Source organism: Lacticaseibacillus parahuelsenbergensis (assembly GCF_030770265.1).
GTDB classification, from domain to species: Bacteria; Bacillota; Bacilli; order Lactobacillales; family Lactobacillaceae; genus Lacticaseibacillus; species Lacticaseibacillus casei.
Genome location: NZ_CP132482.1, coordinates 1033942 through 1058526, shown reverse-complemented (window position 1 = coordinate 1058526; position 24585 = coordinate 1033942). Strand labels below are relative to the sequence as shown.

15 protein-coding genes are annotated in these 24585 nt (G+C 47.3%); 4 read left to right on the top strand and 11 right to left on the bottom strand.

Features of this window, described 5'->3' with window-relative positions:
- Positions 1-131: 131 nt before the first annotated feature.
- The 6 genes from LACPH_RS05080 to LACPH_RS05055 all read right to left on the bottom strand — a co-directional run bounded on the left by LACPH_RS05080 (position 132) and on the right by LACPH_RS05055 (position 15989).
- Positions 132-9026 (bottom strand): KxYKxGKxW signal peptide domain-containing protein, encoded by an 8895-nt coding sequence (locus LACPH_RS05080; protein WP_306387372.1) that lies wholly within the window; start codon positions 9024-9026, stop codon positions 132-134.
- Between the two features lie 3 nt (positions 9027-9029).
- Entirely contained in the window at positions 9030-10595 is a 1566-nt protein-coding gene (locus LACPH_RS05075; protein WP_306387370.1) for a glycosyltransferase, read from the bottom strand.
- Between the two features lie 10 nt (positions 10596-10605).
- Positions 10606-12192: a glycosyltransferase family 4 protein gene (locus tag LACPH_RS05070; protein ID WP_306387368.1), complete on the bottom strand. Its 1587-nt coding sequence runs from the start codon at positions 12190-12192 to the stop codon at positions 10606-10608.
- A 553-nt stretch (positions 12193-12745) separates the two neighbouring features.
- Positions 12746-13660 (bottom strand): UTP--glucose-1-phosphate uridylyltransferase GalU, encoded by a 915-nt coding sequence (gene galU, locus LACPH_RS05065; protein WP_010489094.1) that lies wholly within the window; start codon positions 13658-13660, stop codon positions 12746-12748.
- A gap of 162 nt (positions 13661-13822) precedes the next feature.
- Complete coding sequence (locus tag LACPH_RS05060) at positions 13823-14896, bottom strand: phosphomevalonate kinase (protein WP_049173046.1); 1074 nt, start codon at positions 14894-14896, stop codon at positions 13823-13825.
- Between the two features lie 202 nt (positions 14897-15098).
- Positions 15099-15989 (bottom strand): glycosyltransferase family 8 protein, encoded by an 891-nt coding sequence (locus tag LACPH_RS05055; protein WP_274784686.1) that lies wholly within the window; start codon positions 15987-15989, stop codon positions 15099-15101.
- Positions 15990-16199: 210 nt separating this feature from the next.
- Here LACPH_RS05055 and LACPH_RS05050 point away from each other — a divergent pair, with 210 nt between their 5' ends.
- Entirely contained in the window at positions 16200-16409 is a 210-nt protein-coding gene (locus LACPH_RS05050; RefSeq protein WP_047105908.1) for a DUF1659 domain-containing protein, read from the top strand.
- 20 nt (positions 16410-16429) lie between these two features.
- A complete protein-coding gene (locus LACPH_RS05045; protein ID WP_274784685.1) occupies positions 16430-16663 on the top strand; it encodes a DUF2922 domain-containing protein in 234 nt (77 codons plus the stop codon).
- Positions 16664-16877: 214 nt separating this feature from the next.
- On the opposite strand, the gene LACPH_RS05040 is transcribed toward LACPH_RS05045, so the two are convergent.
- The gene (locus tag LACPH_RS05040; protein ID WP_274784684.1) at positions 16878-17924 is read right to left on the bottom strand and encodes a glycosyltransferase family 2 protein; all 1047 of its coding nucleotides are present in this window, start codon (positions 17922-17924) and stop codon (positions 16878-16880) included.
- Positions 17925-18112: 188 nt separating this feature from the next.
- Positions 18113-18937, bottom strand: a complete 825-nt coding sequence (gene map, locus LACPH_RS05035; RefSeq protein WP_025013679.1) for a type I methionyl aminopeptidase — start codon at positions 18935-18937, stop codon at positions 18113-18115.
- A 200-nt stretch (positions 18938-19137) separates the two neighbouring features.
- Between map and LACPH_RS05030 the strand changes: the two genes are divergently transcribed.
- Entirely contained in the window at positions 19138-19599 is a 462-nt protein-coding gene (locus tag LACPH_RS05030) for a flavodoxin (protein ID WP_010489109.1), read from the top strand.
- A 77-nt stretch (positions 19600-19676) separates the two neighbouring features.
- On the opposite strand, the gene LACPH_RS05025 is transcribed toward LACPH_RS05030, so the two are convergent.
- From LACPH_RS05025 to LACPH_RS05015, 3 genes are all read right to left on the bottom strand, one after another.
- Positions 19677-20678, bottom strand: a complete 1002-nt coding sequence (locus tag LACPH_RS05025; protein ID WP_274784683.1) for a YihY/virulence factor BrkB family protein — start codon at positions 20676-20678, stop codon at positions 19677-19679.
- A 135-nt stretch (positions 20679-20813) separates the two neighbouring features.
- Positions 20814-22190, bottom strand: a complete 1377-nt coding sequence (locus LACPH_RS05020; RefSeq protein WP_274784682.1) for a DUF2252 domain-containing protein — start codon at positions 22188-22190, stop codon at positions 20814-20816.
- 230 nt (positions 22191-22420) lie between these two features.
- Positions 22421-23029, bottom strand: coding sequence for a TetR/AcrR family transcriptional regulator (locus tag LACPH_RS05015; protein WP_010489114.1), 609 nt, complete (start codon positions 23027-23029; stop codon positions 22421-22423).
- 275 nt (positions 23030-23304) lie between these two features.
- Between LACPH_RS05015 and LACPH_RS05010 the strand changes: the two genes are divergently transcribed.
- Positions 23305-24540 (top strand): aminopeptidase, encoded by a 1236-nt coding sequence (locus tag LACPH_RS05010; RefSeq protein WP_274784681.1) that lies wholly within the window; start codon positions 23305-23307, stop codon positions 24538-24540.
- The last annotated feature ends 45 nt before the right edge of the window (positions 24541-24585 follow it).

Below are 24585 nucleotides of genomic sequence, written 5' to 3'. Positions count from 1 at the left end.
GTGTAAGTGGCCTCGGGCGTGATGGCTGGGCTTTGCCATCGCGTCCGAGGTCCTTACACGCAGGTTTCTGGGCTGGGAACGCGTTATGGTTCAAGTGTCAGAAACGCTTGTCTGATGAGCGATTTTCATGCTCAATCATCGGAACGCTTGCGTTTCTTTAGGCCGCCAAGGAGCAGTGAGAAGCCTGCCAGCAGCAATCCCCAAATCGAGAGACTTGTAGCCTGCTCATCGCCAGTTTGTGGTAACTGACGGCGAACATTACTATTACGGGCATTACCATTAATAGTCTTATTTCCAGAATGAGCTTTAGAGTCAACACGATTCTTATCACCATTAGACGTATTGCCAACGTTGTGATTGACTGGTTCAGGCCTTTTGGTCGTATCACTCGGCTTCGTCACATGATCGCTAGGCTTTTCGTCAGACTCGCCACCACCAGTACCTGGTAACTCGTGCTGACTGGTTTTGCCGTTAAACAGTAATTGAGCAGTTGCGTAGGTGACCGCGCCACTTCCGCTATCATGACCGTTGACAAATCTTGTGCCAAACGCAATCTCAACCTTATAACCCGATTGATCCGCCAACTTGGTCAGGATGAATTCGATCGTATTGGCTGGAATGCTATCACTCGCTGTTTGGTTCTGTGCTTTCGTGAATGCAGAAACTAAGACGTACTTGAGTGAAGCTGGATCAAGCGAATGACCGTAAATGTCCGTGATGCTCGTGATCATACTCTTAATGGTGTCTGCAGTGATGGCAGCATCGTTGTTAATGTTGATGTCATGAATCACCACGACCGGATTCCGCAAGTTATCACCGATCAGGTTGTTGCCTTTATTATTTGACCCGATATTGCCATTCCCGACATTGTTCGAGCCGACATTATCACTTCCTTGATTGTTGTTGCCTTGGTTGCTGTTACCGTTGTTGTTAGAACCAATGTTACCGTTACCGGTATTGTTGTTGCCGTGATTGTTATTACCAGTATTATTCGAGCCCACATTACTATTGCCAATGTTTTGGTCACCAAAGTTGTTGGAACCAGCATTGCTGTTGCCGGTGTTGTTGTCACCTGAGTTATTCGAGCCCACGTTGCTGTTACCAGTGTTGTTGTCGCCTGAGTTGTTTAAACCGGCATTACTGTTGCCAGTGTTGCTATCGCCGGAATTGTTCGATCCGGTATTATCGTTACCAGTATTGTTGTCACCCGAATTGTTCGAACCGATGTTACTGATACCGGTATTATTGTCGCCTGAATTACTCGAGCCCGTATTACCGTCACCAGTGTTATTGTCGCCAGAATTATTCGAGCCAGCATTATTGTTGCCGGTGTTGTTGTCACCGGCGTTGTTTGAACCCGAGTTGCTATTTCCAGTGTTGTTGTCGCCAAAGTTATTCGAACCAGCGTTACTGTTGCCGGTATTGTTGTCACCAGAATTATTCGAGCCCTTATTAGCATTGCCAGTGTTGCCGTCGCCAGAATTGTTTGATCCCAAATTGCTATTTCCAGTGTTGTTGTCGCCCGAGTTGTTGGAACCAGCATTATTATTCCCAGTATTGTTGTCACCGGTATTGCTGTTGCCAGAGTTGTTGGAGCCAGCGTTACTGTTGCCGGTGTTGTTATCTCCAGTATTGTTCGAGCCCTTATTACTATTACCAGTGTTATTCGAGCCTGTATTGCTATTTCCGATGTTTCCGTCGCCAGAGTTATTGTTGCCTGAGTTGTTCGAGCCTTTATTACCGTTGCCAGTGTTGCTATCTCCGGAGTTGTTAGAACCAGCGTTGTTATTCCCGGTATTGTTGTCACCGGAATTATTCAGGCCCGAATTGTTGTTGCCGGTGTTGTTGTCGCCAGTGTTGTTTGAACCAGCATTGCTATTTCCGGTGTTGTTGTCACCGGAATTATTCGAGCCCTTATTACCATCGCCAGTGTTGGCGTCGCCGGTATTGTTCGAACCTGAGTTACTATTGCCGGTGTTACCATCGCCGGTATTGTTGTTACCAGAATTGTTCGAGCCTTTATTACCGTTGCCAGTGTTGGCGTCCCCAGTATTGTTTGAACCCGAGTTACTATTGCCGGTGTTGTTGTCGCCAGTGTTGTTTGAACCGGCATTGCTATTTCCGGTGTTGCCGTCTCCAGAGTTATTGTTACCTGAGTTGCTCGAGCCCTTATTATTGTCGCCCGAGTTGTTGTTACCTGAGTTGCCTGAGCCCGTATTACTGTCACCGGTGTTTTGATCACCTGAGTTGTTCGAACCCGAATTGCTATTTCCAGTATTGTCGTCCCCGGTATTATTGTTACCCGAGTTGTTTGAACCAGCGTTGTTGTTGCCGGTGTTGCTGTCACCAGAATTATTCGAGCCCTTATTACCATTACCGCTGTTGTTGTCGCCAGTATTATTCGAGCCCTTGTTTCCAGTACCAGTGTTGCTATTACCGGTGTTTTGATCACCTGAGTTATTCGAACCCACATTACTGTTACCGGTGTTGTTGTCGCCAGAATTATTCGAACCCTTATTTCCATTACCAGTGTTGTCGTCTCCGGTATTATTGTCGCCGGAGTTGTTGTTACCGGTATTGTTGTCGCCAGTGTTGTTTGAACCGGTATTGCTATTTCCAGTGTTGCCATCGCCAGAGTTATTGTTACCTGAGTTGTTCGAACCCGAGTTGCTATTGCCGGTGTTGTTGTCACCGGCATTGTTTGAGCCCGAATTGCTGTTACCGGTGTTGTTGTCACCGGAATTGTTCAAGCCCGAATTGCTGTTGCCGGTATTGTTGTCACCAGTATTGTTGGAACCCGAGTTACTGTTGCCGGTATTGTTGTCACCAGTATTGTTCGAGCCCGAATTGCCGTTACCAGTGTTGCTGTCACCGGAATTATTCGAACCAGTATTACCATTACCAGTGTTGTTGTCGCCAGTATTGTTCGAGCCCGAGTTGCTGTCACCAGAGTTATTCGAGCCCTTATTTCCATTACCACTGTTATCGTCCCCGGTATTGTTGGAACCCGAGTTACTGTTGCCGGTATTGTTGTCACCAGTATTGTTCGAGCCCGAATTGCCGTTACCAGTGTTGCTGTCACCGGAATTATTCGAACCAGTATTACCATTACCAGTGTTGTTGTCGCCAGTATTGTTCGAGCCCGAGTTGCTGTCACCAGAGTTATTCGAGCCCTTATTTCCATTACCACTGTTATCGTCCCCGGTATTGTTGGAACCCGAGTTACTGTTGCCGGTATTGTTGTCACCAGTATTGTTCGAGCCCGAATTGCCGTTACCAGTGTTGCTGTCACCGGAATTATTCGAACCAGTATTACCATTACCAGTGTTGTTGTCGCCAGTATTGTTCGAGCCCGAGTTGCTGTCACCAGAGTTATTCGAGCCCTTATTTCCATTACCACTGTTATCGTCCCCGGTATTGTTGTTACCCGAGTTGTTGGAACCAGCATTGTTATTCCCAGTATTGTTATCACCGGAATTATTCAGGCCCGAATTGTTGTTACCAGTATTGTTCGAACCCGTATTGCCGTTGCCGCTGTTGCCGTCACCAGAATTGTTCGAGCCCTTATTACCATTACCAGTGTTATCGTCGCCGGTATTGTTGGAACCCGAGTTGTTTGAACCTGAGTTGCTGTTACCGGTGTTGCTGTCTCCAGTGTTGTTCGAGCCCTTATTGCCATTACCACTGTTGTCGTCCCCGGTATTGTTCGAGCCCGAATTGCTGTTACCGATGTTGTTGTCGCCAGCGTTGTTTGAACCAGCGTTGTTGTTGCCGCTGTTGCTGTCACCGGTGTTGTTTGATCCCTTATTACTGTTGCCAGTGTTATTGTCTCCGGTATTGTTGTCTCCAGTATTGTTCGATCCCGAGTTGCTGTTACCGCTGTTGCTGTCACCAGAGTTATTAGAGCCCTTATTTCCATTGCCAGTGTTGTCGTTGCCGGTATTGTTGTCTCCAGTATTGTTCGAGCCTGAGTTGCTGTTACCGGTGTTTCCGTCGCCAGAGTTATTGTTGCCTGAGTTGTTCGATCCCTTATTACTGTTGCCAGTGTTATTGTCTCCGGAGTTGTTCGAACCCGAATTACTATTACCAGTGTTGTCGTCCCCGGTATTGTTGTTGCCCGAGTTACTGTTGCCAGTGTTGTTGTCTCCGGTATTGTTGTTACCCGAGTTGTTGGAACCAGCATTACTGTTACCGGTATTCTTGTCTCCGGTATTGTTGTTACCCGAGTTACTGTTGCCGGTGTTATTGTCACCGGCATTGTCCGAACCCGAATTGCTGTTACCGGTGTTATTGTCACCGGTATTGTTCGAACCAGTATTACCGTTACCAGTGTTGTCGTCTCCGGAATTGTTTGAACCCGTGTTGCCGCTGCCATGATTATTCGCAGCGGTGTTCGCTGCAGCCTTTGCTTGTGCTTTGCTGTTTTCCTCGGAAGCCAGCACTGCCTCACTTGAAGCTAGACTCGCCGCAGTTGACGCTGCATCGGCTGCGCTACTTGCAACAGAATTATTTCCTTCTATGCTAGCTGAAGTTGCAACTACCGCAGCACTTGAAGCTTGCGCCGCATAACTTGCTGCATTTGATGCTGCTGTGCTTGCAGATTGAGCAGCCGAACTGATAGCAGCATCATCTGGCCAACTAGCTGCAGCCTTGGCTGCTGCATCTGCGGCAATTGATGCATTTTTCGCTGCCGTTTCCGCATCAATAGCTGATTCGGAAGCAATTTTTGCATATTCAGCCGTTGCTCGCTTGGCGTATTCCTCAGCAATTTCTGCTGCATCGATCGCCTTCTTCTTTGCAACTGCAGCATTGCTGGAGGCCAACAGCGCTGTAGCTGCCGCGGAAGAAGCTGCCGTCGTTGAACCAGCTGCTTCAGCACTTGAAGCAAGAACCGCAGCACTTGAGGCAAGGGTAGCATAACTATTGGCCTCAGAACTTGCTGAGAGGGCAACCGAAGCAGCACTGGCGGCATAACTTGCTGCAGTGGATTGTAGGCTACTATTGGAGGCGTACGAATTAGCAACCTCGGCATAGGACGATGCAACATTAGCAAAGTCTGTTGTCTCTTGAGCACTTGACGAGGCTGCCGCTGCCGCACTTGAAGCAGCTGTTGCATAGATACTGTTAACCGTCAGTTTTGCCGGACCAAGTTTAATTGTCTGGGTTTTGTTATTGGAAGTATAACTGACGACCAAATAATAATAAGCACTGTCTGTTAACTCAACATTATTCAGCGTCAAGCTATCGTTTGTAGCGCCGGAAATAGCACTCCCTGAATCGTTGGCTGAATTAGCTTTATACCATTGATATTTAATATCGCCAGAATCCAGCGTCGTCTGCGGGGTAAACGTTACATCCGTGCCGACGTTGGCAGTTTGATCGGTAAGGCCATTGCCAATCGTGACTGTCTTAGAATCTGAATGGGTCGACCCATCACTGTTTGTAATCGTAACAGTAATCGTCGTTTGTCCGGTCTTAAGAGCTGTTAAATTACCAGTATTATCAATTGTGGCGACTGACTGATCACTACTACTCCAAGTGACAGTCCCTGTGGCGTTGTCCGGGTCCGTTGCGTACGTATACGACTCTTTCTGGCCATCGAGTACATAATCATCACCGTTAACAATCGTTATTCTGTTTGCATGAATGTCATTTTCATAGACATCGACTTGGCCGACGCCGCTGTACCCCGTGTCGTTAAATCCACTAGCTGCCTGAAAAGATGCCTGAAAACGTAGAGATCCAGCATAGTCAGTCGTTTTAAAAGTCAATGTACTTAAAGCATTACGATTAAACCAGCTGTCTTTACCATTAACCACTGCATTCGTTACATTAAAGTCTTTAATATATTGGCTCGCATCCGCAACAGATATCCATTTTCCTTGAACAAACACATACCAAGTGACGGTCCAAGTGGTGTCAAAAGGTCTGAAGCCTATATAGTAACTTGACGCCAACGTTACCGTTTTACCACCAGTCACTGTGGAGACATTTTGCGGCGATACGCCTTTTCCTTGTGCTACGACAATACCAAGTGGAACCCAGGCATCGCTGGAAACCGCTCCTTGCGTCGAAGTGGTATCAAGCGAATAGTTCTTGACCCGTTCGGCCAGTGACGACGCTGTAGCTGCATTGCTTGTGGCCATAGAGGCAAAGGTTGATGCTTGGACCGCAGCAGAACTTGCTGCCGTTGCATAGGAACTCGCCGCAAGCAAATCGTTAGCCGCCACAGCGCTGGATGCCAAACTCAACTGATTCACCGCTTGCGTCGCGGCAATTAACTCTGAGCCGCGATTGAGATCAACTTGTTGGGCAAAACTCGAAGCAGCACTCGCATAAGCATAGGCTAGCGATGTGTTCTTAAGTGCGCTTGCGGAACTCGCGACCGCGGTGACCGAATTAGCTGTTGACTCGGCAGCTGTTGCGGCACTGGTAGCTGCGGTTATCTGGTCGCCATAAACCTTAGATTGATTAGCAAAAATCTTCGCAATACCTTCACTGCGGGCGCTAGTAGCTGCTGATGCTTGCTGATACGCTTGGCTCATCGTTGTGTTTGCTGTTAAAGCAGCCAAAGATGCCTTGGTGAAATCACTCCCAGCTGACTTAGCCAATGCTGCTTGGCTTGAGGCATCATTTGCCGAACTAGTCGCCAACGAAAGCGCCTGACTGGCTTGGGAAAGATACGTCTGGGCATTTGAAGTCAACGAAGGATCAAGTGTCGCAAACGCATTACTGAGGGCCGCATACTCAGAACTTGCCAAGGAGGCTGCCTGACTAGCCGCTGAAGCAGCCGCACTTGCTTTAGTGGCATAACTAGATGTCAGGTACTCAGCGGTTTTATCGTGTTCAACACTTGACGGATCACCTGCAGCCGCACCCATTGCAGAATTGACTGATTCTTCGGTTTTAGCAGCAGCATTGCTTGTTTCAGCTGCTGCCGAACTGAGAGCAACCGCGACTGAAGAAGCCAATGCCGCGTATGAAGCAGCAGATGCATACTGACCACTGCTTTCTGCCGTTGACGCACTCACAGCGGCTTCACTCGTTGCTTTAGCTAAACTATTTGCGGTGGTGGCCGCGGCACTTGTTATAGCAGCATAGGAATTTGCCAGACTGGCGAAATAAGCCGCCGCTTGGCCACTTGTATCAGCGTTGTTTTTCAGATCCGTAATGGCTTGGCTAGCTGATTGCTCCGCAGTGTTCGCGGCTGATGCATAATTGGCAGCTTTGCTATTGGCCGCTTGGGCTTGCTCAGTGTAGGAGCCATTTGGATCAATGACAAGAATTGTAATGGTATTTGAAGCGGCCTTAAACGCTTTATTATCAGCGTTAAAAGGTAAACTCTTATTCCCATTAACAACTACTTGAAAGAAATAGGTACCCGCGTAAGCTGGCGTAAAAGCATATGAACCAGCACTATTGCTAAGCTGTTGCCAATTCTTGCCATCAGTTGACTCATACCAAGCATAACTTGATGTACCGGAAACCACTGCATACTGGATTCCTAAAAATGAACCTAAATTTCCAATTGCCGTACTCAAACTAGCCGTGCTGCCCACAGCCATCGAATTCGTTGAAGTTGCCAGTGACAGTGTCGCCTCTGACGCCCCTGACTGTGTCCCAGAAATGTCCTTGTTAAACTGCGCCGCCAAACTGGCAGCCTTTTGAGCTGCGGCCGCATAGGAAAGCGCAGCTGCGGCGACACTGCTATTGACGCCAGCTAACGAATTCGCCACTTGAACGCTAGCAGGTTGAATGGCGGCATTGCTGCTGGCCACAGCCGCTGCGCTGGAAGCTTGGTTAGCTAAGCTCGTTGACTGTCCAGCATAACTAGTTGCCTGAACGGTTTTGGCAGCAGATGCGGTTGATGAAGCAAGGCTCACTGCACCATCCGCGGCGCTGGCAGCAAGGCTCGCTGATGAAGCCGTTTTAGCCCGAAAATCAGCAATCGCCAAAGAGTTAGCCACCTCAGCACTTGAAGAAGCTGCATTGTACTGAGTGATAGCCTGCACATCAGCAGAATCTGCTTGTGTCTTAAACTGGGCTAAAATAGTATCGCCTGCTACTACTGCATCGAAGTTGCCGCTAGCGGCTGCCGAACTTGCTGCCTGATATTGTGCGGCTGCAGATGATGCTGCTTGTGCGGCTGCAGTTGCTGCCTGACTAGCACTAACTGCAGCTGAAGAAGCAGCTAAATAAGCCGCCTTCACGTCGTTGTTATCCGCGGCATACTGGGTCGCAGTATAGGCGGACGTCACTTTTTGAGTGGCTGCACTGGCTTGTCCCCTAGCTCTGTCGGCAACTGATGCTGTCGCCGCTGCCGCACTGCTTTGCGCGGCTAAAATACTCGGCATGGCTGCTACAGCTGCATCATGAGCGGCCGTTGAAGCCAGCCCGGCATAGCTGCCAATTAACGAGGCGGCACTTTTTGCATTTGTTGTGGCGGTTGATGCTGCTGCGTTGTTCTTTTGTTCAGCATACATCGATGCCAATGTTGCATAGTGATTGACGAGCTTCTGGGCATCAAGCGCACTGTTATAAGCTTGGGTTCCCTTGGTTGCCGCGGCACTGGCATTGGTATTGCCAGCTGCCCGACTAGCATAACTGTCAGCTATAGCAGCATAGGATGATACGGTTGCTAACTCAGCGGAAACCGATTTAACCAGTTCCGGATCAACGGTACTTGGCGCCTCACTTGAAGCCGCCACCGATGCTGCACTGGTTGGCGTAGTTGCCGTTGGTTGCGATGGCGTCGCTGCGGATGATTCAGCTGCTGAACTAGCGGTTGACCCTGTACTTTGACTGGCTGCCGATGCGGTAGCGTCCATTGTATTTGGTGCGGCAACCTGGCTGCTGGTGGCAACACTGTCATCAGCCAAAACCTGCTGCGTCTGGCTCACTTGCGCACTGCCAAGCCCCAACGCAAGAACGAACATGGAAGCAAAAACCCAATGCTTCCCATCTTTATACATCTTAAAATTCGTTTCTTTTACATTTTTATTTCGCTTTAAATTAATGAAAGCCATGTGCTAATTCCTCCCTAACGCCTTGGACGTCAGCGATGCCGAGAGATCAGAACTCGCAGTTTCCCGGATGTCTTTCATCGCCTTTTTCCAAGCCGTTTCGGCATTTGCCTGCGAGAAATCTCCTCGTTTTTTCAATGCGGCAGTGTGCATTTGTTCCCATAGTTTCCGATCCGACAAAATCTTTGTCACTTTTGCTGCCATATCCGTTATGGCACCGTTTTTAGCAAGATAGCCATTGACGCCATCCGCAACCAACGCTCTTGCACCATAAGGAGTATCGTAAGCAACGATTGGAACACCATAACTCATTGCCTCTAACAGGTTCATCCCAAAGCCCTCGTTTCGGGAAGTCTGCAAGATGACGCTTCCTTTTTCATAGACGTTTGCCAGCTGATCGCCAGTGACATAATCGGCAAAGACCACCTGCTCGCGGATACCTTCTTTTTTTGCTAAGTCCTTGAGCTTCTCGAGATAGTCTTGATCAATCGCATAACCCCGAAACTCAAGCTTGGCATCGGGAAGCGTTTCGTGAACTTTGGATAAAACGCGGATCGCCTGATCAGGACGTTTTTCTGGCGAGAGTCGTCCTACAAACAAAATCAGATGCGGATCGCGTTTTGCTTCGTTGATTGGTTTCAGGCTGCGCGGAACATAGGTATCTGGCGCAACAATCACTGGCAGAGCCGGCAAACGTGCGCGCAAATCTTTTTGTTCCGCCACAGTGGCAACGATGAGCCCGTCAAAATCTGCGCGGTGCTCTTCAAGTAACGGTTGATAAGCCGGCAGCCAGTCAGCATGCTTGCCCGACCGCCGCAACGGCACGTCATGCAAGTATGCCCACTTGCTACCAGCTTGTTGGACACTTGCCACGACATAGTCCAAATCGCGCCGATCAGAAATCAACAGGCTATGCGGATGCGCAGCCGTCAGTTCATTCAGGAAAAATAAAAACAGCTGGTCTTCGAGATTAAACCGAAAGTTACGCCCTTTATAATCCAAAAGCTTCCACATTGTCGGCTGAACCTTGCCCTCAATATTCATATGCGTTACTTCGAGAATCGTTTTACCTGCCAGATTTAAAAATTTTTGGACGGCAAGCTGGCCATCCGGATGAAAATAGTCGATTGACGACTTGAAGCCGCGCCAATCAAAGTTTTCTCTAACCGTTGGATTATTAAAACGATCCAAATACGTGATGCTATGAACCAAACCAACAGTCCCCGGCATGACCTGAATCTTGGCAATTTCTCGACCAGCCTCGTTAATCGTCGTTTCGTTAGGGCCATGTGCAATCAAATGATATTCATCCAGAGGAATCTGCGACAGGAGGCGTAGATTTTGTTCGCGCCGCGGCACATCCATTGTTCCTTGGAAAAAATCGTACATATTGAGCACATCTTCTGCTTGTAGCCCTAAATCAAGGCGATTATGGGCTAACAACGGATTGTAGTTGCGTGTCACATACTGCGCACGAAGGCCGATACCTTTGAAAAGGTGAACTCGTTGCGCTTGGGAAAACTCGGTACCGGAATTCATGATGAAAATATCGTTGCCGATAAAATAATTCATGCCTTTTTCCTCATTGTTTGTGCACTAATGCTGGCATGGCCTGTAACTTGCTAGGCCACTTTGACTGAGCATCCTTTAGCAGCGCTTGCCAAGCCTGCCATACATTGGTTTCTGAATACCGCTCTGCCGAATCATAAGCACCGTTCGAATATTGTTGTGCCAGTTCCGGATCGCGCAGTACATCAAGTATGGCGGCTGCCAACGCCTTGTAATCGCCATTAGTCACAATTCGACCGTTGATCCCACCTTCAATAATTTCATTGGGTCCATAATTGACATCGTACGTGAACCCGATCAATCCGTGTGAAATGGCCTCCATGAGACCCAGGTTAAATCCTTCCATCCGCGACGTGAGGCCATACATCATGGCATGATTTTCAACTTCTGCAACATCAGTGGTGTAACCTTTAAACTTCACAACCTCTTCCAGGTGATTCTCTTTGATCGCCGCTTCAATCGCTCGCCGCGCTTTGAAGTTTTCCGAAGGATCCGCATACCCGTATAAATCTAAGCTGACAGCAGGTATCGCGCGATGCACAATACCAATAGCCCGCACCAGATCATCAAGGCGTTTTTCCCAAGCGATACGGGCAAAAACGACCATTTTGCCAAACTGCCGCCTTGCTACAGGAATTCGTGGTTCGGCTAGCTGTCGATCAGGAATAATGCCCACAGGAATGGTAAACAGTTTTGTCTGCGGCGAAAACCGTGCCTCGACGTCCCGAGTTTGCCGGTGAGTCGCTGAAACCACGGCATCGTAACCGTTCATGGCGTGCATGCCAAACTCATAAAAGTTGTTCAAAATGGCATTCATCGGATCTTGTGAGTCGCTGGCATGTGAGTTGTGCAAATAAAACACCGTATAGGCTGGCCTTTTCAGATGGAGCAAGCCCCAATCCCCTAAATGTGAGCGATCAAGCACAAAAATATTCGGTGTCGTTTCTGACCAAAAAGTCTCGTTAAGTAAATCAAAAAAATGTTTGGTCAGACGCTCAATCGTATCAAATTGACGGACAGTTCCATCCCGATCAATCAATCGCCAGCCTGACTTTTGGCGCTCGCCAACCGCGTCATCCTTATTAAAAGTTTCCAAGACCGTTTTTCCGGCAGGCGTTTGCCAAGTCTCCGTGCCGATTTTGTTGTCTGGTGTATACCATTGACTTAGTGATACAAAACCGCGACTGTCATAGTGATCGACCCGAAAAAGATTGTTGAAACCGTCAAAGAGTTCAACCGACTGAACTGTCCTGTCGTCATTTAAATTAACCCGTGCAACTAGCTGCTCGCGTGCCGTGAAGACCAGATCCCGCATCTCCTCATGTTGCACGTGTGTATTCATGACCCCAAAGTCAAGCTCTGACGTAACAACCTTTTTGGGAGGGACATCTAACGCTTCTTGAAAATAGTCAAACATGCCAATCAGCTGTCGATCCGCAATCCCAGCCTCTTTGGCGTGAATGTGGAGTTGTGGATCCCAGTCGCGAATCACGATACGCGACTCAACGTGATGGGCATTAAAGAGTCTAAAGCGAGCCAGTTCCGCATGTTCAATTCCCGACTTTTGTTTGGGCATTGATGCGTTTATGAAGAAATTCATACTTGTAAAATCCTCCTGCAACGCTTCCACTGGATTAGACGGCCATTAACGAACACAAATTTCAGTGACTTCCGGTACCATCTCCCTCCTCGATGTTTGGATTAACCAAACTTATGTTATATTATATCTGACAGTTTTAATTTTTAACAGTTATTACCTCGGTTTATTTTTTAAGTCAATTTTCAGTTTAATCATTTATAAGTTCCGTCATTTCAACATTTTCAATAACTTATAGTTAAATTAAAAAGGGCAACTGAAAATGCTTGCAAGAATGATTTGACACAAGCCGTATTCATAATTCAAAAGTTATTTAATATACCCAATCAGCTTATTAACCGGTTTTGTATCCACTATGACTTAACACCAATGGCAGCTGGAATCGCCCACAAAAAAAAAGCTTCATTTCAGCCACTTGTTCCTGACTGAAATGAAGCTACTATCGAAAACTAAATTTAAGCTGCCACCGACACCCACGAACAAGAGTACTTTATCGTAAGACAACTAGCCTTACCCTTTTGTTCCTGATGGGCCATCGATAACCACTTCTGCTAGGTTACTTTTTATTTGCCGGTTTGCCAACAGATTTGCCAGACTGCAGTTTCGCGGCTAAATCAAGAATATAAGCCCGCAGCTCATCCTTAACTTCTGGATGGGTTAAGCCATATTCGATATTGGTTTTGACATAACCGAATTTGTTGCCGACATCATATCGATCGCCGGTAAACTCATGGGCGAAGACCCGTTGCGTTTGATTCAGTGTGTCAATGGCATCGGTCAGCTGGATTTCGTTTCCTTTACCCGGCTTTTGGCTTTCAAGAATGTCGAAAATCTCCGGTGTCAATAAGTAACGGCCAATGATCGCCAAGTCGCTTGGTGCATCTGCAACTGCAGGCTTCTCAACGAACTTCTTCACGTTGAAGAGGCCTTTGGAGACTTCTTTTTCAGGATCGATGACGCCGTAAGCCGATACCTCATCATGCGGAACCTTCTTAACGGCAAGAATCGAGGCATGGGTCTTATCGTATTCATTGATCAGTTGTTTGGTTAACGGAACCTTGTCATTCATCAGATCGTCACCAAGCATCACAACGAATGGTTCGTCGCCTACAAACGACTTAGCCAACCGAACGGCATCCCCAAGGCCACGCGGATATGGCTGACGTACGAAGAACAGGTTAACCCCGATATCGGTGGTTGAATGAACAAGCTGCAACAAGGCATCTTTATGTTTTTCTTTTAGATTTTGTTCCAATTCAGGAGCCGAATCAAAATGGTCCTCAATCGAACGCTTTTGTTTACCCTCAACAATCAGAATATCTTCAATCCCACTGGCTTTAGCTTCTTCAACGATGAATTGAATGGTCGGTTTGTCAACAATTGGCAACATTTCCTTAGCTAACGCTTTTGTTGCCGGCAAAAAACGGGTCCCAAGCCCGGCTGCCGGAATGACTGCTTTACGAACTTTCACACGCATACAAGTCCCTTCTCTACTAATTTGACTACCTACTCTACTATACTAGAAACCGCTTGCGAAGAGTACACGATTCCGCTAATTCTAAGAAAGAATTCATGACTTCATCGCAAAAAAATAAAAAAATCTCGGTTATTGTCAAAATGACCGGGATTTTTGTTAATCATTAATTTCATGGACTTTGAACTTCAGCGGTTCAATATGGTGCTTTCGCCAAGCCGCCAACAACGGCTGAATGGCCTGATGGGAATCAATCAAGACAATCCCACAGTCGCCGCCGCCTGCTCCTGACGATTTGGCAGCGCCACCTGCTTCTTCAGCCAGCGTCACTAATTGCCGCAAAGCCGGCGTTTGAATCGCAACCCCGGAAAAGTGTGCCAACTCGTCCAACAATTCACGGTTACGGCGAATGCCAGCCTGAATATGACTGAGCGAATGTTCCCTAAAGCCGGTAATGAGTTTCTCAAGTGTCTCGCGACTTGCCGTCAAAAACTGTTGATAAAGTTGTGGCTTTTTGGCTTTAGCCAAGGTGATTTTATCGACTAATTGTGATGTCGATGCTGGCGAACCGGTCCAGCCAACCAGTAGTTGCATATCTGCTGGCGCCGTTAACAACTCAATCGACAAGTCCGGCCAGTCAGCGTTGATCAAATCTGCCAGTGACATCTGATTTCTGGCAGCCGCCAACCATGCTTTGTCAAACGAGCGGTAAGCGATCCATCCACCATAAACCGATGCAGCAATGTCACCTAAAGAGCCATTACCCTGAACATCGAGGTGGGCAATGGCCGCAAGCTTATAAATCTGGTCTTTGGACATCTTCAAATCATAAAACTTGGCAAGCGCTTTGATCGTCGCGACTGTCACCGCTGCGGAACTCCCCAAACCATACTTCTTTCCGTCTTTGGCATCCAGTTGCGAATCAATATAAAGCTTGTATAAAGCAAGCGGTTTATTTAATTCACGCGCATACTGCTCTGTTAATTTAATCGCCGAGAGAATGTAATGAAATGGATTATCCCGGTTATCAAAAACCATTTCGTCGCCTTGGCGTTGCCAGTATAACGAGTTTTCTTGATACTGTTCAGACACGATACTGCCGAAATGCTTCGCGGCTTCGACCGTCACAGTGACAAATTGATCCAATGCCACAATGATTGCCGGGAAGCCGGTTTCGACCACCGCGTATTCACCGGCAACATAAAGTTTGCCTGGCGCCTGCGCTGTTATCACACAATCAGAACCCTTCAATTTTCATTAATCAAGGACCCCAGAAGGAATCCGACTGTAAGTATAGCCGACCTTAAGTGACAAAAATGTTAGTCAGCAAAAACCTTACCCTTTTTAAAGAAATACCTTAATTATTTTAGCAGACATTAGACTTTCTGCAAGAGCGGGAGCAGGAGCACTTAGAAATGGAGAAATAAGCCTCTTATCATTTTTGCTGCCCAGGATTCAAAAAGGCTAATTGTTTCTTCTTAATCTCAGCAAACGTCTGCCACCACAATCTTTCCCAATGCGTGGTTGGCGTAAACTTATCCCACGGCATGGGAAAATAGCCATTCGAGGCAAAGTGAATGATCCCGGGCCGATCCAACTGGCTCCTTATCTCATTGACCCGTTGCGGTGCCAAATGTTCATACTTATCCAGTAACCGATCATCGTATTGCAGATTGAACCGCCACGGCAACAGATGAATGTGCTGATAAAAGACAACGTTGATAATATTTTGGTCACCATACGGGTAATTACGCCGATTGATAGCGGCCATCATCTTGTCAAACGGCGCAAAAGCCCGATAAGCGCGGGCATTAGCCACAAATACTCCCGCATTGATGTATTGGTCCGTACTAGGCAGGAAAAATTCCTTTGCCCGATTATGATTCGGGTGTGTGGCATCTTCGTAATCTAAAACCCCACCAAGGATGTCCTCCGGTGTTAGCTGATCAAACAGTTCATTTACATCGGTTGTGACCAGCACATCATTGTCCAAATAAGCCAACTGATCATACGCCTGGAAATAATAAGGCAGCAACAGCCGCCAAAGGACCATTTTCGGCAATTTTGTGCCTGTTTCAAAATGATCCGAGACTTTTTCCATCATATCGTAAGGCGGCGTCCAAAAGTCAATCGATACTTGTTCTTTGCCATACAACTGCGGCATCTGGCGAATGAAGTCGATATCTTCTTGATACCCGCCCTCCATTATCACAAGTATTTTCATCGGATGGGCTGATTTATAGTGCTTGATTAAAGATGTTATCGCCGTAGCTGTCAGCATAATATGTAAACCTTTTACACAAAAGACGACTGCTCGATTTGTCATTCTATCTCCTTTGATAATTGTCATGTCACAGATTGCGTACCTTCAGTGCTGCTGTACGTTAAAATTTTTCCTCACCGCGTTGTCAAATCATCTCCCTTAGCAATTTATATCAGTGTAAGGCAAAACAAACGCCTTACCAATCAAACTACTGTTAATCGATATCGGCCGAGTTGTTAACAAACCAGTCATTCATTATAAGGAGGAATCACCATGAGCCGCAATATCACGCGCCAAACGATTGTTTATACCCTGACCGACCCGGAGAACGAAGCATTCAAGCAGGTACGTCGGATGAACAACGTTGACCCTAATGCCAAAGACGAAGAATTGCTGGCAATCGGTCAAGCGTTTGCGAAGCTTTATCCAAACGCAACACTGACCAGCACCGTCTTGCAACAACAAGCTGCTGTCGTCGCCTAAGTTAATCGGAGGGATTATTGATGAAAACACTGATTTTTAGTTTCAAGTCCGAAGCTGGTAAAGCCACAAGCATTCGGATCAACAAATACGATGCCGAGATCACGGTTGAACAGGCGCAGCAATTCGCCGACGCTGTTGCTCAGGCACAGGCTTTCAAAAAGGAAGGCATGAACCTCTATGCCACACCGGTCAGTGCTAAGGTAACCGAAACCAACAGCACCGACCTCTTCACCACCGAAAAAAAGCCCGCGTAAAGTAAAGGGTCAAAACTGACCTCCCCCAACACGGCACCCCATTTTCCATGATGATCGATATGAAGCAGCCATTGCCCTCGAAAGAAGGTGACGGCTGCTTTTTGTGAGCGCGAACCGGCGCGGTTAGGAGTCGGTGAGCGCGTTATGGAGAGAGAGTCTCCAATAAGCACATGCCTGAGATAGAACAAATTCCTCCCTCAACATGAACGATCCATCATGACTCCTTCTTAGGCTCATCATTTTCACGACCAGCCAGCTTATTCAAGTCATCAAACGTTGGCAAACCTAACAAATGCGACCAGGCGCGCAACTTACCTAAAAGGCTCGCCTTTCCCGGCTTGTCGGACGCCAACGCATTGGCATCCCCTGCTGAAATAATCCCCTGAAATTCGCGGGCATACTGCGCCAACACCATTCCCAGCTGCTGCGCATATCCCCAGTTAGCCACTAACTGGCGCGGCGACATTTTCGATAACACAAACAAACTCAACGCTGCGTATCGACGCACGGCCAGCGAGGTCAATTCCGGTTTCTCCCGGGCGAGAGTCAGAAACACTGCTCCCAGTTGATGAATGGCTTCCAAATCACGTTTTTGAAATTTGGCGTGAACACTGCTAGTCGCGTTAAATCGGTAGTAATATCGCGGTTGGTCGACAAAATGAATTTGATCAATGCGCGGCAAGAGTTGGCCGATGAAGTAAGCATCTTCAAGCAAATTAAAGTTGGCAACCGGTACTGGCTCCTTAAATAAATCGGCGCGAAACATTTTATTCCATAAATAGCCACGCAGATCATGGTCCTCAAGCCAATACCGATACTTGTCATCACCTTCGATTGTAAATACAGGCGCGTGAAACGACCGGGCTTTAATTTTAGTGCCGCCAATATAGTTATAGTAATTGACCACCGTCATATCGACCCGCGGCGTTTGCATTCCTTCTGCCATAGTTGATAACCACTGGGGGTGAACCAGATCATCGCTGTCCATGAAAGCGAGAAACGAGCCCTTGGCGTGTTCAATGCCAACCTGCCGCGCGCGGGCCTGGCCACCATTTTTAACCCGAACAACATGCATTCGCGCATTCTGGCGAGCATAGGCTGCTAAAATAATCTTACTGGTATCCACTGACCCGTCGTCCACGCAAATGATCTCAAAATTCGAATAATCCTGCGCCAGCAAACTATCCAGTGCCTGAGCCAGATACTTTTCGGCATTATAGACCGGCATGATGACCGAGATCAATGCTTCCTGAGCTGCCATATCGTCCCTCTTTTCTCTTGTCCTTGCAATGTCTATTATCCGCCAGCACGGTATCTAAAAGCGATATACTTGGCCAAATAAAACAACAAAAGCAGGAAACAAATGGCTGCTTCCTGCTTACAGGTTCCGTGATGGCTGGTTCTGATTAACCGTTCGTCATGCCTTGGTCTGGCTAACGGCGAATCCCATTATTCCGGAAGCGTCTTTAGATCGTCTTCGGTCAATTGATACTTGGCATCAATCGGATCACCTTGTGAGGTCAGAATTTTCGGACCGTTATCCGTAATCACAAGGGTATGCTCGTACTGGGCACATTTACTGCCATCAGCCGTAACATAGTATTCCCATGTATCGCCTGGCACCTGTTTGCCCTTAATCTTCCAGGTACCTTCCGTGATCATCGGTTCGATCGTAATGGTCATGCCTGCCTTGAGCCGCAAGCCGTGGCCAGGAACGCCATAATGCGGCACATTCGGACTTTCATGCATCGTCGGCTGAATGCCATGACCCACAAGCTCACGAACATCCCCATAACCGTTGTCATCTTCCGTATAGGTCTGAATCGCCGCGCCAATATCACCGATTCGATTACCGACGACCGCTTCATCAATCCCAAGATATAACGACTTCTTGGTCACATCCATCAGCTTTTGGTCAGCTTCTGAGACTTTGCCGACACCATACGTCCAGCAGGAATCGCTAAAATAGCCATGCCAACTGATGACCGTGTCAACACTCACCACATCGCCGTCTTTTAATTTCAGTCCCTTACGCGGAACGGCATGAGCAACTTCATCATTAATGCTGACACAGGTCACATACTTGTAGCCTTCAAAACCTACTTGCTCTGCTTTGGCACCATGGGATTCAAAAAACTCTTTGGCAAACTTTTCAATTTCCCAGCTGGAGATTCCCGGCTTGATAATATCGCGCAAGCCAACATGCATGGCTGCTAAAATGGCACCTGACTTGGCCATGCCTTTAATTTCACGTGCTGATTTGATGGTAATCAAACTTCTTGCCTGCTTTCCAATACGATTTTAACTCGCAATTAGTGTAGCATTAATTGGAAAAGAGCGCGAGTGCAGCCATTGTGATGAATGAATCGCCCAGAAGCTGTCACCCTATGCTATAATCAGGCAAATGAGCAAGAACAACAGCCTCGCCGTCATCGGAATTCGAGGGCTGTTTTTTAGGAGGATGAAGAAAGAGAATGGCAAGCGCGAGAATTGTATATGCCAGCCTAACCGGTAACAATGAAGACATCGCCAGTATTGTTGAAGAGGCTTTTGAAGATTTGAATGTCGATGTCACGACCACGGAAGTCTCACAAGCCTTGGCTAGCGATTTTGAAGATGTTGATATTTGTGTGACGGCAACTTACACCTATTCGGATGTTGGTGACGGCGAGTTACCTGATGAAGCCGTTGATTTTTATGAAGAGCTTCAGGATCTCGACCTGACCGGTAAAGTGTATGGCTGTTGCGGCAGCGGCGACCGGTTCTATGACGACTTCGCTACGTCTGTCGATGATTTCGACAAGGCGTTCGCCAAAACCGGCGCAACCAAGGGAGCCGAGAATGTTAAAATCGATCTTTCTCCTGAAGAAGACGACATCAAGCATCTGGAAGCCTTCACCAAACAGTTAGTCGAAAAATTCAAATCTATGCAATAAAATAAACTGAACCCAAAAGGCTCGCGCAGATTGTCGCGCGAGCCTTTTATTGTGCCGCTGAAGGCAAATTGAATTCATTATGATTTCTCTTTTGGCCGCGGCGTTTTCACCCGCCGCTTCACAAAGTCGTGGACTTTTCCCTTACTGCGATGAAGCCGACCGATGAAATACTCTGCCGTCAGCGCATTGATCACCGCACCCCACAATAAAACCAATGACGAAAAATTCAGCCACAACATAATCGCAATAAACGTACCGATAGTGCCGTAAGACAGGTAACGGGTGCCGAAATAATGCATATACAACGAAAAGGCTTGGGCAATCAGAAGCCAGCCAATCACTGTGAATGCAGTGCCTGGCAGCACCGTCCATATTTTGATTTTGACATTCGGTAAAAAGTAATCAAGAAACATAATGATGATGAATAATGCCGTAACCGTCACCGGCCAACGTAAGGTATTAAATGTTTTTAGCCAATCATCGTTCAAGCGTAGCAAAGGAATCAACCACTCGAGAAATTGGCGGCCAAATGCAAAAACAATTAAAATCGTGCCCATCACAATAATCAGCATAAAAGTCATCAGCATCGACAACAACCGTTGAATAATGAAATTCTGCGTGGCATCTACGCCATAAACCTGATTAAAGCCCATCTTCAGGCCATTCACGCCTAGGCTAGCAGCCCACAATGTGGCGACAGCACCGATTCCCAATAACCCGCCACTACTTGTGTTCAATAAATTGGCAATCACCGGATCGAGCCACTTCATCACATTCGAAGGCACCGCCTGTGTCAAATAAGTTGCTAAACTACTGTAAGTCAGCCCCAGGTATGGCAAGGCGTTGGCAACAAATAAGATCAAAGGAAAGAGCGATAATAACGCATAGTAGGCGATAGCCGCCGCGCTTTGGCCGATGTTGGATTCAGCCACACGATTCATTGCCAAGCGGACAAAGACCCAAAACTTGGTCCGGCGCGGCAACTTCATCTCTGCTAACGCCATCTGGCCTGAACGAATCATGTCCTGTTGTTCCGCTGAAAGCAACGGTCGCTTTTGGCGATACTTTTTCCGTGCCATGCTTTACCCTCCCTCCTACTAACGATTAAAGCTCTCTTTAATTCTGCCAGAGTCAATCCAGTAAAAACAAGCAAAACTTATTTTGATTCATCAATCAATCGAATAATAACAGCACTCGAAATGGTGCATTGCCGTTTATGCCAGAAGATGTGAGTCAACTGCGCGCAGAAAAGCGGCATAATCGGCTTTAACCTGATTCACATACCACTTACTCCACCGCTGAACTGTGCTGTCGAAATGCTTGTCCAAATAACCAGTGACGACTGCTGCTTGGGGTGTTTGGGCGTGTGCCATGGCCAAAAGATACGCCGTCATCTGGGTATAATACTGAAATTCAATAAAGCTAAGTTCCTCCAGATCCACCGAACCTTTCATATCTCGAAACTGGCGGACGTAAAAACTTTTATCGCCGACGTTAAACCAACCTAAAAAAGGATCAGAGGCTTTTTGAAGTATCATCTGCGCGGCAATGATTCGCTGTCCTTGGCTAACTTCCTGCTGCAACGTGATGCGTTCGGTGTGCGGTAATAATTCTGGCCGTGGCGGTAATGCTTCCTTGACCTGCAGGACTAAATGACTGCCGCCTAAGCCGCTGAGCAAAACTAAGTAGCAGTTCGTCCCGAAACTACCAATACCGACGCTGTGGTGAATAATATCCGTAATTCGATACTGGCTTAACAAAACCAGAATATCCGAACGCGTGGTCTTGCGATACTGGGTAAACCCATCATAAATCGCCTGGTAAGTTGCTTGGTCAAGCCGCACGGAACTCGGCGGATCGTCTTTGAACCGCATGTGGCCATCATCAGTTGTCAGGGTATATTTTTTAACGACAGAATCATTATTGCGTTTTGTCGCTTTCTTAACGAATTTCGCCAACAATTGCGAGTCTTCTGCGCCGGGAATTTCCTGCATAAGATGATTGACCTCAGTGGATTGATAGAAGCGATCCAAGGCACCAAGCTTGAAGAGATCCCGTAAGGTTTTGCGATAAATGCTGGCATCGGTTTGCACCAGCTCATCTAACTTATCTGCCGCAAACTCCTGCTGATCGCCCAGCAGATAAACACTGGTTAGTAAACGTTTGATATCAAACTCAAAGCTATTAATCTGGGCTTCGTCAAAGTCATTGAGGTCGAACAGCAAATTCCGTTCCGGTGAGGCGTAAAAGCCGAAGTTTTGTAAGTGCGCATCGCCATCGATTAACAGATTGATCCCCGATTTCTCACCTTGGCGCAAATCATATGCCATCAGTTCGGCAGTGCCACGGAAAAAGGCCGCCTGCGATGCACCCATTCGCTGGTGACGCATTGGCAATAGCGATTCCGTCAAATTCTGTTCCACACTATTAATAAACTGAACTGGATCACGATCAATTTTACTAACGGCAGCGAGGCTCTCAATCGGGGCGGTTTCTCGAATCTTTTTCCCCGTCTCCTTCAAATCATCAATCGTATACTTAGCTGCGACTCGCTCGCGTAATAATTCTTTAAGGTCGGATGAACTTCCCATAACTGACTCCTTCTTGGTTTTAGGTGCTGTCCGTTTCATTTTGTTAGGATAACACTTGGTAAGTCAAAAATAGCGCATTGTTGAGCGGTTTTCCAGTACTGTGAGCGCTGGAGCAACAAAAAACCTGCTTGCACGCGACCTTACACCGGTCAATTGGCAAGCAGGTTTTATTCACATTAGTTTTATCGACAACAAGGCACACGGCAAAATGATGTTCCCCAGTTTATCGTTTAATAGCCTTGTGCGATTTGGGCTTTTTCAAACCATGAGATTCGCGGGTCGTCTGAAAACCGGCCATTGACAATAAAGTCTTGCGTTACGGCGGTTAAAATGTCGACCATCTGATCGCGGGTGATATCGATGAAGCCAGGTGCCATTAAATTAGCAATCCCTGTTGCGACAATCCATACCCCACAAATCGTGTTACGCAATTGCGCTTCGCTTAAGTTCTTAGCAGGTTCATAAGCATCAAAGACGCGCATAGCTGTGCTCATCGCATATTCGCGCATCTCGTCAACCCCAAAATGATCTTCAACAAAAACTGCCCGATACAGCGGACGATTTTCTAAAGCAAAATAAATGTACGCTAACCCCAAGTCAACAACCGGATCATTTGTATAATGCTTCGCCATTTTCAATGCCAACAGTTCTTTGATACGATCCATGACCGCTTGCTTTAATTCAGCCATATTCTTGAATTCTAAATAAATCGGCTGGGTCGAGCAGTTCATTTTCTTTGCAATATTCCGTGCAGTAAAACTCTTAAAGCCTTGTTCCACAACCAGGTCATATGCTGCGTTGAGAATCTGATCATGCGTGATAGTTTTCTTTCGTGCCATATTGTTCCCCTTACTTTCTTTAAAAGTTATTTAAAACTAACTTGCACACAACTAAATTTTAGACACTTGGGGCAACATCTCCACTCCAAAAGATATACCCCGTGCCTTGCTGTTATTTTACCAGAGATGAAAGCATAAAGGAACAGAATTCATAAAGAAATTTCAGTTTTTCTTAATTTATTTTGACATTTTTTGATACCAGCCCGAAGCATCTTACGTCAGTCAGCGATTTGACTATGGTAAACTGTTGCCAAACTACTTGGAGGGATCCCATTATGCCATTAGCCAACTTTAACGAAAAGCTTAAACAATACGCCGATCTGGCGGTGGACATTGGTGTTGCCGTCAAACCCGGCGATACCGTCTATTTGCAGATTGCCGTGGACCAGGCCCCGCTTGCCCGCCTGATTGTTGCCGCCGCTTATCAACGCGGTGCGGCGGAAGTTCAGGTTCAGTGGTCTGACGATACGCTCAAACGCCTAGACATGGCACATATGGCCGAGGATCGCCTTTTCAATATTCCGCCTTTTGTTAAAGGTCAATTTGATTACTGGGTCGATCATCAAGCCAAACGGATCACTGTCATCTCGAGTGATCCGGACAATTTGGCGGCCATTGATCCGACAAGAATCGCCAAATACCAGGAAGCTTTCACGAAAGCCTACCAACGCCTGATGAACGCCATCAGCTCAATGAGCATTAGCTGGACGATTATCGGTGCTGCCAGTCCGGCATGGGCGCAGAAAGTCTTTCCAGACGCCAAAACACCGCAAGAAGCAACTGACCAGTTGTGGGAAGCGATTTTCAAAACCACCCGCATTGACCAGCCTGATCCAGAAGCCGCTTGGAAAGCGCACGATCAGAAATTGAGCGCAAAGGCGAAATGGCTGACGAATGAACAATTTGATCAACTTCATTACATGGCGCCGGGGACGGATTTGGTCGTTGGATTGCCGAAGAATCACATTTGGAAGGGCGGTGACGCCTTCAATCCGCGTGGCGAAGAATTTATGGCCAACATGCCAACGGAAGAAGTCTTCACGGCTCCGGATTTCCGGCGAATCGACGGCACGGTTGTTTCGACCAAGCCCCTTAGCTACAGCGGCCAGATCCTGGAAGGCATGCAATTTACGTTTAAAAACGGGCAAGTTGTGAACGCCCATGCCGATCGGGGGAATGATGTTTTGCAAAACCTACTCAAAACGCCTGGCGCCCGTTCACTAGGCGAAGTGTCGCTGGTGCCGGATCCATCCCCCATCTCGCAATCCGGGCTCATTTTCTTCAATACCCTTTATGACGAAAATGCGTCAGACCACATGGCACTCGGCCAAGCCTACCCATTTTCAGTCAAAGACGGCGTGGCAATGAACGCCGAACAACGAAGGGCAGCCGGCTTAAATCAAAGTCCTACCCATGTTGACTTCATGATGGGCTCCGCCAACATGAACATTGATGGCATTAAACCTGACGGCACTGTGGTACCCATCTTCCGCAACGGCGACTGGGCGTAGTGTCCAGCATCATAGCAGCGTTAAAAAAACCGAATCAAAGCATTT

Excerpts from the sequence above, each read along its gene's own strand:
- LACPH_RS05080 (WP_306387372.1), bottom strand. The coding sequence starts at position 9,026 with ATGGCTTTCATTAATTTAAAGCGAAATAAAAATGTAAAAGAAACGAAT.
- LACPH_RS05075 (WP_306387370.1), bottom strand. The coding sequence starts at position 10,595 with ATGAATTATTTTATCGGCAACGATATTTTCATCATGAATTCCGGTACC.
- LACPH_RS05070 (WP_306387368.1), bottom strand. The coding sequence starts at position 12,192 with ATGAATTTCTTCATAAACGCATCAATGCCCAAACAAAAGTCGGGAATT.
- LACPH_RS05055 (WP_274784686.1), bottom strand. The coding sequence starts at position 15,989 with ATGACAAATCGAGCAGTCGTCTTTTGTGTAAAAGGTTTACATATTATG.
- LACPH_RS05050 (WP_047105908.1), top strand. The coding sequence starts at position 16,200 with ATGAGCCGCAATATCACGCGCCAAACGATTGTTTATACCCTGACCGAC.
- LACPH_RS05045 (WP_274784685.1), top strand. The coding sequence starts at position 16,430 with ATGAAAACACTGATTTTTAGTTTCAAGTCCGAAGCTGGTAAAGCCACA.
- LACPH_RS05040 (WP_274784684.1), bottom strand. The coding sequence starts at position 17,924 with ATGGCAGCTCAGGAAGCATTGATCTCGGTCATCATGCCGGTCTATAAT.
- LACPH_RS05030 (WP_010489109.1), top strand. The coding sequence starts at position 19,138 with ATGGCAAGCGCGAGAATTGTATATGCCAGCCTAACCGGTAACAATGAA.
- LACPH_RS05025 (WP_274784683.1), bottom strand. The coding sequence starts at position 20,678 with ATGGCACGGAAAAAGTATCGCCAAAAGCGACCGTTGCTTTCAGCGGAA.
- LACPH_RS05020 (WP_274784682.1), bottom strand. The coding sequence starts at position 22,190 with ATGGGAAGTTCATCCGACCTTAAAGAATTATTACGCGAGCGAGTCGCA.
- LACPH_RS05015 (WP_010489114.1), bottom strand. The coding sequence starts at position 23,029 with ATGGCACGAAAGAAAACTATCACGCATGATCAGATTCTCAACGCAGCA.
- LACPH_RS05010 (WP_274784681.1), top strand. The coding sequence starts at position 23,305 with ATGCCATTAGCCAACTTTAACGAAAAGCTTAAACAATACGCCGATCTG.